Genomic DNA, 12,675 nt, shown 5'->3' with positions numbered 1-12,675 from the left:
CAGCGAGGTTTCCGGCCAACGGAAAGGATCATCCGGACGAGGCGCTCGGCCACCGCGTGCTCGGCGCGCCGAGGGCACGCGAGACCCCGCGCGCCGCCGCCCGCACGGCCGGCACGTACATCTGGGGATTCCGGCCCCGCGCGGGGACGACGACCGACAGGGCCGCCACGACCGTGTCGTCCCGGCCGCGCACGGGGGCGGCGACGGACAGCGCGACGAGCTCCACCTGTCCGTCGCTGACGGCCACGCCGGTCCGGCGCACCTCCGCGAGGGCACGGCGCAGCTCCGCGCCCCCGGTGATCGTCTTGTCGGTGAACCGCCGCAGCGGACCGGCGACCGCCCGCTCCTGCACCTCGCGGGAGGCGTGCGCCAGCAGGACGAGGCCCACGCCCGTGGCGTGCGCGGGGAACCGCCCGCCGACCCGGGTGAGGACGTTGACGGCGTCCCGGCCGGCGATCCGCTCCAGGAAGACCACGTCCAGCCCGTCGAGCACGGCGAGCTGCACGTTCTGGCGGGTCGCCTCGTACAGGTCCCCCATGAAGGGCATCGCGCTCTCGCGCAGCCCGAGGCCGCGCGGCGCCAGCGCGGCCACCTCCCACAGCCGCAGGCCGACCCGGTACACCCCGTGCGCGTCGCGTTCCAGCGCGCCCCACCGGGTCAGCTCGCCGGTGAGGCGGTGCGCGGTGGCGACGGGCAGGCCGGTGCGCCGGCTGATCTCAGACAGGTTCATCGCCGGGTTGTCGGGCGTGAACGCGGCCAGGATCCCGAGCACCCGCTCGGTGACCGACGGGCGGGCCGCCCAGCCGTCCATCAGGACCTCCTCTTCCATGCCGCCTCAGCCGTAGTAGCGGTACACCGCCTCGGCGACACAGACGGGTCTGTCGGCCCGGTCGCAGTGCACGACCAGGTCGGCCAGGACCTGCACGCCGCCCGGGACGTCGGAGACCTCCATGAGCGTGGCGCCGAGCCTGATCCGCGACCCCGACGGTACCGGGGCGGGGAAGCGCACCCGGTTGAGACCGTGGCTGACGGCCATCTCGATGCCCTGGACGTCCAGGACGTCGTTCCACAGCGGGATCAGCAGCGAGAGGGTCAGGTGACCGTGCGCGACGGTGCCCCCGAAGGGCCCGTCCTTGGCGCGGTCGGGGTCGACGTGGATCCACTGGTGGTCACCGGTGGCGTCGGCGAACGCGTCGATGCGCTCCTGGCCGACCTCCAGCCAGGAGCTGGAGCCGAGGTCGCGCCCGGCGAGGGGCTTGATCTCCGCCAGCCCGGTCACGGTGGTGGTCACGAGCTTCCTCCTCAGTGGTCGGGGCGGGGGCCGGGACGGTGGTCGGGGCGGGGGCCGGGATCGGCGCCGTGGCGCAGGCGCTGCTTGAGCACCTTCCCGGCGGCGTTGCGGGGGAGCGCCGCGGTGAACTCGACGGTCTTGGGGATCTTGTATCCGGCCAGCCGGCCCCGGAGCGAGGAGAGCAGCTCCGCCGCGTCGACCGCGACGTCCTGGCGGGGCACCACGACGGCCTTGCCGACCTCGCCCCAGGTCTCGTCGGGCACGCCGATCACGGCGCACTCGGCGACCCCGGGGTGCTCGTAGAGGGCGGCCTCGACCTCGGCGGGGTAGATGTTCTCGCCACCGGAGATGATCAGGTCCTTGATGCGGTCGTGGATGCGGAAGAACCCCTCGTCGTCGACGAGGGCCGCGTCGCCGGAGCGGAACCAGCCGTCCCCGGCGAAGGCCGCCCGGGTGGCGTCGGGCCGGTTCCAGTAGCCCTTCATCACATTGGGGCCGTGGATCTGGATCTCGCCGGGCACGCCCGGGGGAGGGGCGGTGCCGTCCGGGCCGGCCAGCCGGACGTCGGTGAAGAACGAGGGCTTGCCCGCCGAGCCGATCCGGTCCGCCGCCTCGGGGCCGAGGAAGAGCGCGCCGGGCGCGGTCTCGGTCATGCCGTAGCCCTGCACGAAGGTCAGGCCGCGGGCCTGGTAGGCGCGGATCAGCGGCTCGGGCACCGGCGCGCCGCCGCACTCCAGGATGCGGACCGACGACAGGTCCGCCCCCGGCCACCGGGGGGACCGCAGCATCGCCTGGAACATCGCGGGGACCCCGAACATCCACGTCACCCGGTGCTCCTCGATGAGGTCGAAGGCGGCGTCCGGGCTGAAGGACGGCATGACGACCGCGGTCGCCCCCTTGAGGAACGTCGGCAGGCAGGTCATGTTGAGCGCGGCGGCGTGGAACATCGGGGCGCTGACCAGGGTGACCTCGTCCCGGGTGAGGTCCACGTCGAGCAGGACGTTCACGCAGTTCCACGTGATGTTGCCGTGGCTGAGCACCGCGCCCTTCGGCGTGCCGGTGGTGCCCGAGGTGTACATGATCATGCAGGTGTCGGTGAGCTCCACCGGTTCGTCCAGCGGGTCCGGTGCCGCCCCGGCCAGCAGGTCCTCGTAGTCGTCGGCCAGCGCGATCAGCCGCCGTCCGCCCCAGGGCAGTGCCGCCACCACGTCCGCGTGCTCGGGCGCGTAGATGAGCACCTCCGCGCCGGAGTCGTCGAGGACGAACCGCAGCTCCGGGCCGGTCAGCCGGAAGTTCAGCGGTACGAAGATCGCCCCGGCGGCGCCCGCGGCGAACAGCGTCTCGAGGAACGCCGGGTGGTTGGGGCCGAGGTAGGCGACTCGGCCGCCGGGGGCCAGGCCCCGGGCGCGCAGGCCCCGGGCGAGCCGGTTGACCCGGTCGTCGAGCTCCGCGTAGCTCCGGCCGCCCTTCCGGAAGATCACCGCGGTCCGGCCGGGCGAGAGACGGGCCCGGCGGGCCGGCCACGACCCGATGCCCTGGTTGCGCATGGGCTGCTCTCTCCTTCCGGCGGCTCCCGCCCGGCGCGGCCCGGGTGCTCGGGGGGCCGGCGGCCGGGCCGCGTTCGCTCGGCGGTGAGCCACCCGACCTCCGTTCCGGTGGCGGGTCCGGTGACGTCGGTGAGCTGAAATTAGGCGTATTGTCGACGACAGTCAATAGTCTGCCTAATATCGAGCGCCTTCCCGGAAACCTGGGTATGACGGTCCTCGGCGGGCGCTACGGAGGGTGCATGGACGGGGAAGAGCGGCCGGGTGCCGATCCCGAGGCGCAACCGGCGGCGCTGCGCCCGCAGACGGTGATGTTCACCTTCCTCGGCAACTACGTGCTCGGCCAGGACGTGTGCGTGTTCTCCGGCAGCTACATCGACGTCATGGCCCGGGTGGGCGTCTCCGAGCACGCCACCCGCTCGACCCTGACGCGCATGGTCAACCGCGGGCTGCTGTGCAGGCGGCGCCAGGGTCGCCGCATGTACTTCGGGCTCACGCCGCGCTCGGAGATGATCCTCAAGGACGGTGAGGCGCGGGTCTGGGGGCCGGGCGCGGTCAACGCGGAGTCCGGCGAGCCCTGGACCCTGGTCGGCTTCTCCCTGCCGGAGGCCTGGCAGCGGGCCCGGCACGACCTCAGGTCCCGGCTCGTCTGGGCCGGCTTCGGCATGCTGCACAGCGGCCTGTGGATCGCCCCGTCCCGGGTCGACGTCACCGGGATCCTCGGCGAGCTCGGCCTGGAGGGCTACGTCAAGGTCTTCACCGCCCAGCCCGTCCACCCCGCCGACCTCGGCCCGCTGATCCGCGACGCCTATGACCTGGACGGGCTCGCCGGCAGGTACGAGACGTACCTGCGGCGCTGGGACCGCCCCGATCCGCTGCCCGGGGTGCCCGATCCGCTGGCCCGCAAGCTGCTGCTGATGGCCGAATGGCTGGAGATCATCCGCGGCGACCCCCGGCTGCCCCTGCACCTGCTGCCCGCGGACTGGCCGGCGCCGCGTGCCCAGCGGCTCGTCCGGGAACTGCACGCCCGGCTGGAGAAGCCGGCCGGGCTGATCGCCGGGCGGCTGCTGGAGACGGTCCCCGCCGGGTGAGCCACGGGGCCGCGCCGCGCCGCGCCGCGGCGCGGCCCCGGCCGGGCTCAGCCCCAGATCTCCCGCGCCGTCTCGGTGATGAGGCGCAGCTTGGCCGCCTGCTCCTCGTGCGTGAGCACGTTGCCCTCGACGGTGGAGGAGAAGCCGCACTGCGGCGAGAGGCAGAGCTGCTCCAGCGGCACGAACTTGGCGGCCTCGTCCACCCGGCGCTTGAGGTCGTCCTTGGACTCCAGCTCGCCGCGCTTGGTGGTCACCAGGCCGAGCACCACCATCTTGCCCGCCGGGACGTACCGCAGCGGCTCGAACCCGCCCGAGCGCGCGTCGTCGAACTCCAGGAAGAAGCCGTCCACGTTCAGCTCGCCGAACAGCGCCTCCGCGACGAAGTCGTACCCGCCCTCCGCGGTCCAGGACGAGCGGAAGTTGCCGCGGCACATGTGCGTGGTGACGGCCATGCCGTCCGGCTTGTGCGCGAGCGCGGCGTTGATCTGGCGGATGTAGCGCAGATGCAGGTTGTCGGGGTCGTCGCCGCGCTCAGCGATCATCGCTCGCTGGGCCGGGTCGTTGAGGTAGGCCAGGCTGGTGTCGTCGAACTGGAGGTACCGGCAGCCCAGCTCCCCCATCCGGCGGACCTGCTCCGCGTACGCGGAGGACAGGTCGGACCAGAACTCCTCGATGTCGGGGTAGACCTTCGGGTCGATCGACGCCGGCCCGCCGCGGTAGTGGACCATGTTCGGGGACGGGATCGTCAGCTTCGGCGTCGCCGTGGTCGTCAGGCCCTGCAGAAAGCGGAAATCGTCGGCGAAGATCGTGTGCTCGAGCCGTACCTTGTCGTGCACCCGCAGCGCGGCGGTGGTGAAGTCCAGGTCACCGGACTCGTTGTGGAACTGCACCTTGATCTTCTCGTCGGCCGGGGTGATCCCGCCGAGCTGGTAGATGAAGTCCATGTGCCAGGAGGTCCGGCGGAACTCACCGTCGGTCGCGGACCGCAGCCCGGCCTCCCGCTGCATCTCCACCACCGCGCGGATCGCGGTGTCCTCGGCCTCGCGCAGCTCCGCGGCGGAGATGCGGCCCCGCGCGTGGTCGTCGCGCGCGGTCAGCAGCTCCGGGGGGCGCAGCAGGCTGCCGACATGGTCGGCGCGGAAGGGCGGCACTGTTCGAGCGGGCATGAGGTTCCCTTCGTCCGGGGGTCCCGGCGCGAGGGCATCGAGCCCGCCGCGTGCCGGGCACAGGTCCCAGAACTTAGGCATTTCCCTGGCCTCGGTCAACTTCCCGCCGAATTTCGGCCCCCGGCCCCCGGCCTGCGGCGCCCGGGGCACGCGGCCCGGCCCGGCTACTCCCACTCGTAGAAGCCGTGCCCGGTCTTCTTGCCGAGCCTGCCCTCGCCGACCAGGCGGACCAGGATGGCGGGCGGCGCGAACCGCGGCCCCAGCGAGCCCTCCAGGTGCCGGGCGATGTCCAGCCGTACGTCCAGGCCCACCAGGTCGGTGAGGCGCAGCGGGCCCATCGGATGGCGGTAGCCCAGCTCCATCGCCTTGTCGATGTCGGCGGCCTCGGCCACGCCCTCCTCCAGCATGCGCATGGCCTCCAGCCCGATCGCGACGCCGAGCCGGCTGGTGGCGAAGCCGGGGGCGTCGCGCACCACGATGGACTCCTTGCCGAACGCGGCGACCAGCGCGCGGGCGGCGTCCACGGTCTCCGCGGCCGTGTGCTCCCCGACGACGATCTCGACCAGCGGCATCGACCACACCGGATTGAAGAAGTGCAGGCCGAGGAAGCGGCCGGGCCGGTCGAGCGCGCCCGCCAGCCCGGTCACCGGAAGGCCCGAGGTGTTGGTCGCCAGCAGCCCGGGCTCCAGCCTCTCCATGGCCGACAGCACCTGGCGCTTCAGCCCGGCCCGCTCCGGCACCGCCTCGACGGCGACCTCGGGGCCCGGCGGCGCGGCCTCGAGCGCGGGCACGACGGTGATCCTGGCCGGCAGCTCCGCTGCGGCCGCCGGGTCGAGCCGGCCCCGGCCGGCGGCCTTGCGGGCGGCGCCGCCGATCGCCGCGACCGCTGCGGCGGCCCGTTCGCCGTCCGGCTCCACCAGCGTGACGGGGTGGCCGGCCAGGGCCAGGACGTAGGCGATGCCGGTGCCCATGGTGCCGCCGCCGACGACCAGGGTGTGTCGCGGCGCGGCGCTCATGCGGTCTCCCACGGCGTGGTGACGCCCTGCCGGGCGCCGATGGGCTGGTCAAGGGGGTGGTCGGCGGACATCCGCGTCAGCTCCCCGCGGCCGGGCCGTCCGTGCCGAGCACGTCGGCGGAGGCGATGTTGGCCAGCCGGACCTCGCCGCGGGCGATGTCACGGCCCGCCTCGTCGGTGATGTTCACCTGCCACAGCTGCTGGGTGCGGCCGCGGTGGACCGGTGTGGCCGTGGCGGTGAGCGTTCCCGAGCGCGCGGCGCGCAGGAAGTTGGTGTGGTTGGCGACGCCGACGACGTTGCCCCGGTCGCCGAACCACACCGCGGCGCCGATGCTGGCCGCCGTCTCGACGATCGAGCAGTGCACCCCGCCGTGCACGATCCCGTACGGCTGGAGCAGCTCGGGGGTGATCTCGCAGGTCACGACGGTGCGGTCGGCGCCGAGCTCGATGAACTCGAGGCCGAGGGCCTTGTTGAATCCGCCGGTGACCTGGTCGGGCAGTCGCATGGTTCTCCTCAGCGTCGCCGGTCGGCGACGGGTCGTCCGGATCGGCGGCCGGTGGCCCCCGGGGGCCGTGGCCCGCGTCGCGTCACCGGGTTCGTCCATCGTTGTGCCGCCGTCACCGCCTCCTGGCGCGTACGGCCGGCGCCGTCATCCTCTCCTATCGCCCGCCGGCGCCCGGCGGGCGGGTCGGCCCAGGCGGGAGGCCCTCCGGCGCCACCCGCCGGCCCCGGCGCTCAGGTCGTCGCGGCGAGGGCCCGCCAGTGCCGGTCGGCGGCCGGCCGCCACCCGTCGTGCCGGTCCGCGAACACGGTGACCGCCCGGCTGCCGCCCCACTGCCGCGGCAGCAGCTCCGGAGGCAGGCCGGGGTCGAGGAAGGGGAAGCGCCGCCACTCCTGCACCAGCCGGATCTGGGCGGCGAACATCTCCGCGCCGTTCGCGGGGCGCAGCAGGCGCACCTGGTCGAGGAAGTCCTCGTAGGCCAGCTCGATGCCGGCGAGGTCCCAGGCCCGGCGGGCCACCCGCCGGGCCTCGCCCAGATCGCCGAGGCCACCGACGAAGATCGTGGCGGTGCCGGCCACACCGACCTGGTCGAGCACCTCGGCCACCTCGGCGCGCCGGCCGGGATGCGGGCTCACCCAGACGCCCGGGGACAGGTTGCCCAGCCCGCTCCAGGCCAGGCGGGAGCGGAGCAGGTGCCGCAGCCGCCGGCTGGTCTCCGGCACGCTGGCCAGCACGATGAGCCACTGCTGGTCCCACGCGGTCACGGGCGCGCCGAAACCGTAGATGCGCTCGGCGCCCTCGGTGAGCAGGCGGCGGCCGGCCGGGGTCAGCTCCCAGGCGGTGCGCCGTCCGTGGCGCCGTGCCTCCAGCCATCCCTCGGTCGCGCTGCGGGCCAGGGCCTGCCGGACCGCCTTCTCCTCGACGCCGACCAGCGCGAGCGCGTCCAGGAACGCGGAGGTCCATACCGGACCGCCCGCGGGCAGCACGAACTCGCCCAGGAGGGTCAGCAGCAGCGAGCGGGCGCTGGCCGCGCCGATCTCGCGGCGCCGGCGGAACTCCGGCTCGGGTGCCGTGGCGCTCTCCACGGGCACGCCGGTCGGTCCGGGCATGTGCGGCTCCTCGGCTCGGACGGCGGGCGGGCCGGCCCCGGCATCGCCGGGCGGCCCGTCCTCGATACTCCACAAGAGTATTGACGAGCGTCTCGTCCATGTAGAACATGGGGCCAAGGTTCGGTCAAGGCGTGCCGCGGAACGGAGACTGCGCATGACGGCCCAGGTCGCGTCCGGAACACCACGCGAAGCGGAGGCCGAACCGCCGGTCGTCGACTTCGACACCCACCCGGGCCGCTACCGGCACTGGCGGCTCGAGACCGCGGGCGCGTCCGCCCGGCTGGTCCTCGACGTCGACGAGGACGGCGGGCTGGTGCCCGGCTACGGGCTGAAGCTCAACAGCTACGACCTGGGCGTGGACATCGAGTTGCACGACGCGGTCCAGCGGCTGCGGTTCGAGCACCCCGAGGTCCGTGCCGTGGTGGTCACCAGCGCCAAGGACCGGGTCTTCTGCGCCGGTGCGAACATCCCGATGCTCGCCCGGTCGCCGCACCCCTGGAAGGTGAACTTCTGCAAGTTCACCAACGAGACCCGCAACGGGCTGGAGGACGCCAGCGCCCACTCCGGCAAGCGGTGGATCGCCGCCCTCAACGGCACCACCGCCGGCGGCGGCTACGAGCTCGCGCTGGCCTGCGACGAGATCATCCTGATCGACGACGGCTCCTCGGCCGTGTCGCTGCCGGAGGTGCCCCTGCTGGGCGTGCTGCCCGGCACCGGCGGGCTGACCCGGCTGGTGGACAAACGGCACGTCCGCCGCGACCTCGCCGACGTCTTCGCCACCCGCGCCGAGGGCGTACGCGGCGCGACCGCGGTCGGCTGGGGCCTGGTCGACGCGACGGTGCCGCCCCGGCGCTTCGACGAGGCGATCGAGGCCAGGGTCGCCGAGATCCTCGCCGAGGCCGGCCCGCGGCGCGACGTCCGGGGGATCGAGCTGACCGCGCTGGACCGGACCACCGGACCCGGCGGTCTCGCCTACCCCCACGTGACCTGCCGGATCGACCGGGCGACCGGGACGGCGTCCATCACCGTGCGGGGGCCGGCGGACGTGCCCGCCGACCTCGCCGAGGTGCACCGGCAGGGCGCGGGCTTCTGGCCGCTCGCCGTGACCAGGGAGCTGGACGACCTGATCCTGCGGCTGCGCACCAACGAGCCGGAGGTCGGCACCTGGGTATTCGCGACTCGGGGCGACGGCGCCACCGCCGCCCGCTTCGACGCGTTCCTGCTGGCGCACCGCGACGACTGGCTGGTCGAGGAGACGCTGCACTACTACAAGCGCACCCTCAAGCGGTTGGACGTCTCCTCCCGGTCGGTCTTCGCGGTGATCGAGCCGGGCTCGTGCTTCACCGGGACGCTGGCGGAGCTCGCCCTCGCCGCCGACCGGTCGTACATGCTCGACGGGCCGCGCGAGGGCCACGACGCGGTGGCGACGCTGACGCTCACCGCGATGAACCTCGGGCCGCTGCCGATGGGCAACGGGCTCACCCGGCTGGCCGCCCGCTTCCACGGCAGGGACCACGCCCACGCGACCGCCGCCGAGCTGGCCGGCACCCCGCTGACCGCCTGCGAGGCCGCCGACGCCGGCCTGGTCACCTTCATCCCCGACGAGCTCGACTGGGACGACGAACTGCGGCTGGCCCTCGAGGAGCGCGCGGCGTTCAGCCCCGACGCGCTCACCGGGCTGGAGGCCAGTCTCCGGTTCGCCGGGCCGGAGACCCTCGAGACCAAGATCTTCGCCCGGCTGACCGCCTGGCAGAACTGGATCTTCCAGCGGCCCAACGCCGCCGGACCCGAAGGCGCCCTGTGCCGGTACGGGACCGGGCAGCGGGCCGTCTTCGACCGGAAGCGAGTGTGACCATGACCACCTCGACCGACTACAGCGGCAAGATCCCGAACAACGTCGACCTGGACACCGACCGGCGGCTCCAGCGGGCGCTGGAGTCCTGGCAGCCGAACTTCCTGAACTGGTGGCGTGACCTGGGCCCGGCCGTGTTCAAGGAGAACGACATCTACCTGCGCACCGCGGTCGCCGTCGGCCGTGAGGGGTGGGCGCACTTCGACTACGTGAAGATGCCGGAGTACCGGTGGGGCATCTTCCTGGCCGAGCGCGACGGCGAGCGGCTCATCAGCCACGGCGAGCACCGGGGCGAGCCCGCCTGGCAGTCCGTCCCCGGCGAGTACCGCGCCGACCTGCGGCGGCTCATCGTCGTGCAGGGCGACACCGAACCGGCCAGCGTCGAGCAGCAGCGGCACCTGGGCCGCACCGCGCCCAGCCTCTACGACCTGCGCAACCTCTTCCAGGTCAACGTGGAGGAGGGCCGCCACCTGTGGGCCATGGTGTACCTGCTGCACGCCCACTTCGGCCGTGACGGCCGCGACGAGGCCGAGATGCTGCTGCAGCGCAACAGCGGCGACGCCGACTCCCCGCGGATCCTCGGCGCCTTCAACGAGCAGACGCCGGACTGGCTGGCGTTCTTCATGTTCACCTACTTCACCGACCGGGACGGCAAGTTCCAGCTCGGCACCCTCAAGGAGAGCGCCTTCGACCCGCTGGCCCGTACCTGCGAGTTCATGCTCAAGGAGGAGGCCCACCACATGTTCGTGGGCACCACCGGCGTGCAGCGGATCGTGGAGCGCACCGCGGCCCTCATGAAGGAGCACGACACCGACGACGTCCTCCCGCACGGCGGCATCCCGCTGGCCATCGTCCAGAAGTACCTCAACTTCCACTTCTCGGTGTCGATGGACCTGTTCGGCTCCGAGACCAGCACCAACGCCGCCAACTACTTCTCCGGTGGGGTGAAGGGCCGCTGGATGGAGCGGCGCCGCAAGGACGACCACCGGCTGCTGGAGGACGTCGCCGAGGTGGGCTCGGTGCGGGACGGCCGGTTCGTCACCGACGAGGTCCCCGCGCTCTCGGCGCTCAACCTCGACCTGCGCAACGAGTACGTGCGCGACTGCACCAACGGCGTCAAGCGCTGGAACCGCGCGCTGGAGGAGGCCGGGGTGGCGCAGCGCCTCCACGTGCCGCACGAGGGCTTCAACCGGCGGGTCGGCGTCTACGCCGGGGTGCACGTCGGTCCCGGGGGCGAGGTGCTCGACGAGGCCACCTGGGCGGCCCGTGCCGTCCACTGGCTGCCCAGTGCGCAGGACCGGGCCGACGTGGCCGCGCTCATGCGGCCCGTGTACGAGCCCGGCAGGTTCGCGTCCTGGATCGGCCCGCCGGCCGTCGGCATCGACGACCGGCCCGTCGACTTCTCCTACGTCCGGATCGGCTGAGCGGAGGCGCCATGCCCGAGACCTTCAACGCCAGCGCCCATCTGCTGGACGCGCGGCTGGACGAGGGCGCCGGTGACCGCCTCGCGCTCACCGGCCCCGGCGGCGACCTCACCTACGCGCAGCTCACCGCGTACGTCTGCGACCTCGCCGCCGGGCTGCGCGCCTGGGACGTCCGCCCGGAGGAGCGGGTCGTGCTGTTCATGGCCGACGGGCCCGCGATGGCGGCGGCCATCCTCGCCGTGATGCGCCTGGGGGCGGTCGCGGTGCCGGTCTCCACCATGCTGACCGGCCGGGAGCTCACCGATCTGCTGTGCGACACCCGCGCCCGGGTGCTCGCCGTCAGCGACCGGTTCGCGCTCGCCGCCCGGACGGCCGTCGCCGGAGCGCCGGAGCTGCGGTACGTCGTCGTCGACGGCGACGAGAGGTTCGCGGTGCCCGCCGGCGTATCCCTGCGCGGCCTGGACGAGGTGACCGGCGCCGGGGCCGCCCAGGCCGGGGGAGTGCTCGACCCCTACGACACCTGGGAGGACTCGCCCGCACTCTGGCTCTACACCTCCGGCACCACCGGCGTCCCCAAGGGGGCCATGCACCGGCACGCCAACATCCGCCACGTCGGCGAGACCTTCGGCGCCCAGGTGCTCGGCATCACCGCGGCCGACCGCTGCTTCTCGGTGGCCAAGCTGTTCTTCGCCTACGGCATCGGCAACTCGCTGTTCTTCCCGCTCGCCGCCGGCGCCACCACGATCCTCGACCCGGCCCGGCCCACCCCCGCCTCGGTCACCGAACGGCTGCTCGCCGACCGTCCGACGCTCTTCTTCGCCGTCCCGACCTTCTACGCCGCGCTGCTGGCCGCCGAGGTGCCCCGCGAGGCGTTCGCCTCGGTACGGCTCGGGGTGTCGGCCGGCGAGCCGCTCCCCGCCGAGCTCTACCGGCGCTTCACCGAGCGGTACGGAGTGGAGCTGATCGACGGCATCGGCACCACCGAGGCGCTGCACATCTTCATCTCCAACCGGCCCGGCCAGGTCCGTCCCGGCACCACCGGCCGGCCCGTCCCCGGCTACCGGCTCCGGCTCGTCGACGGCGCGGGACAGGATGTCCCCACCGGCAGCCCCGGCTCGCTGCTGGTGAAGGGGGAGTCCATCGCGACCGGCTACTGGTGCCGCACCGACACCACCCGCCGGGTCTTCGAGGGTGAGTGGCTGCGCACCGGCGACACCTACGTCGCCGACGACGAGGACTACTACACCTGCCTGGGCCGCACCAACGACATGATCAAGGCGGGCGGGATCTGGGTCTCGCCCACCGAGGTCGAGGCCCGGCTGCTGGAGCACCCGGCCGTCGTACTGGCCGCCGTCGTCGGCCTGCCCGACGGGGACGGCCTGGACAAGCCCATCGCGTGCGTCGTCCTGCGGGACGGCTCCGGCGCGACCCCTGCCGAGCTCATCGAGTTCTGCCGGGCCGGGCTGGCCGCCTTCAAACGGCCCCGCGACGTCCTGATCGTCGACAAGCTGCCCACCACCGCCACCGGCAAGCTGCGGCGTTTCGCCGTCCGCGAGTTCGCCGCGGGGCTGCTGACGCCCCAGGGGTCCGGTGAGGATCAGCGGTAACCCCGGCGGGAGTCACCGCCGGGTATCGAGAGCCATGCGGGCAACGCCTCTCGTGCGGCGAACCGCCAAGGGG

Annotated in this window: 11 protein-coding genes; 4 read left to right on the top strand and 7 right to left on the bottom strand. The window is 73.4% G+C overall.

Translation table 11 applies throughout. The annotated features are described in order from the left end of the window. Positions 1-28: 28 nt before the first annotated feature. From ACRYCC_RS18660 to ACRYCC_RS18650, 3 genes are read right to left on the bottom strand one after another with little or no spacing between them, the layout of a single operon-like run. Positions 29-829, bottom strand: a complete 801-nt coding sequence (locus ACRYCC_RS18660; protein WP_433813677.1) for an IclR family transcriptional regulator — start codon at positions 827-829, stop codon at positions 29-31. A 6-nt stretch (positions 830-835) separates the two neighbouring features. Beyond that, positions 836-1,291, bottom strand: coding sequence for a MaoC family dehydratase (locus ACRYCC_RS18655; protein WP_433813676.1), 456 nt, complete (start codon positions 1,289-1,291; stop codon positions 836-838). A gap of 11 nt (positions 1,292-1,302) precedes the next feature. Beyond that, positions 1,303-2,838 carry an acyl-CoA synthetase gene (locus tag ACRYCC_RS18650; protein WP_433813674.1) on the bottom strand — a complete coding sequence of 512 codons (1,536 nt, stop codon included), beginning with the start codon at positions 2,836-2,838 and terminating at the stop codon, positions 1,303-1,305. A gap of 239 nt (positions 2,839-3,077) precedes the next feature. On the opposite strand from ACRYCC_RS18650, the gene ACRYCC_RS18645 reads away from it, so the two are divergent. Next, entirely contained in the window at positions 3,078-3,926 is an 849-nt protein-coding gene (locus tag ACRYCC_RS18645; protein WP_433813672.1) for a PaaX family transcriptional regulator, read from the top strand. 47 nt (positions 3,927-3,973) lie between these two features. Here the strand turns inward: ACRYCC_RS18645 and ACRYCC_RS18640 are convergent, their stop codons facing one another. From ACRYCC_RS18640 to ACRYCC_RS18625, 4 genes are all read right to left on the bottom strand, one after another. Then, positions 3,974-5,092: a 5-methyltetrahydropteroyltriglutamate--homocysteine S-methyltransferase gene (locus ACRYCC_RS18640; RefSeq protein WP_433813671.1), complete on the bottom strand. Its 1,119-nt coding sequence runs from the start codon at positions 5,090-5,092 to the stop codon at positions 3,974-3,976. Between the two features lie 164 nt (positions 5,093-5,256). Beyond that, positions 5,257-6,108 (bottom strand): 3-hydroxyacyl-CoA dehydrogenase family protein, encoded by an 852-nt coding sequence (locus tag ACRYCC_RS18635; RefSeq protein ID WP_433813669.1) that lies wholly within the window; start codon positions 6,106-6,108, stop codon positions 5,257-5,259. A gap of 76 nt (positions 6,109-6,184) precedes the next feature. After that, a complete protein-coding gene (locus tag ACRYCC_RS18630; RefSeq protein WP_433813667.1) occupies positions 6,185-6,613 on the bottom strand; it encodes a PaaI family thioesterase in 429 nt (142 codons plus the stop codon). Between the two features lie 230 nt (positions 6,614-6,843). Next, on the bottom strand, positions 6,844-7,719 hold the full coding sequence (locus tag ACRYCC_RS18625; protein ID WP_433813665.1) for a PaaX family transcriptional regulator: 876 nt from the start codon (positions 7,717-7,719) through the stop codon (positions 6,844-6,846). Between the two features lie 154 nt (positions 7,720-7,873). On the opposite strand from ACRYCC_RS18625, the gene boxC reads away from it, so the two are divergent. Genes boxC through ACRYCC_RS18610 form a run of 3 tightly spaced genes read left to right on the top strand, consistent with a single transcriptional unit; the run spans position 7,874 to position 12,602 of the window. Beyond that, positions 7,874-9,571 carry a 2,3-epoxybenzoyl-CoA dihydrolase gene (gene boxC, locus ACRYCC_RS18620; protein WP_433813663.1) on the top strand — a complete coding sequence of 566 codons (1,698 nt, stop codon included), beginning with the start codon at positions 7,874-7,876 and terminating at the stop codon, positions 9,569-9,571. Between the two features lie 2 nt (positions 9,572-9,573). Further along, a complete protein-coding gene (gene boxB / locus ACRYCC_RS18615; protein WP_433813661.1) occupies positions 9,574-10,995 on the top strand; it encodes a benzoyl-CoA 2,3-epoxidase subunit BoxB in 1,422 nt (473 codons plus the stop codon). Positions 10,996-11,006: 11 nt separating this feature from the next. Then, the gene (locus ACRYCC_RS18610) at positions 11,007-12,602 is read left to right on the top strand and encodes a benzoate-CoA ligase family protein (RefSeq protein ID WP_433813659.1); all 1,596 of its coding nucleotides are present in this window, start codon (positions 11,007-11,009) and stop codon (positions 12,600-12,602) included. Positions 12,603-12,675: the final 73 nt, after the last annotated feature.

Source organism: Actinomadura scrupuli, from assembly GCF_050971785.1.
Taxonomy (GTDB): domain Bacteria; phylum Actinomycetota; class Actinomycetes; order Streptosporangiales; family Streptosporangiaceae; genus Actinomadura_E; species Actinomadura_E scrupuli.
The sequence above is the reverse complement of the archived record's forward strand: the minus strand, read 5'-3'. Positions and strand labels throughout refer to the sequence as shown.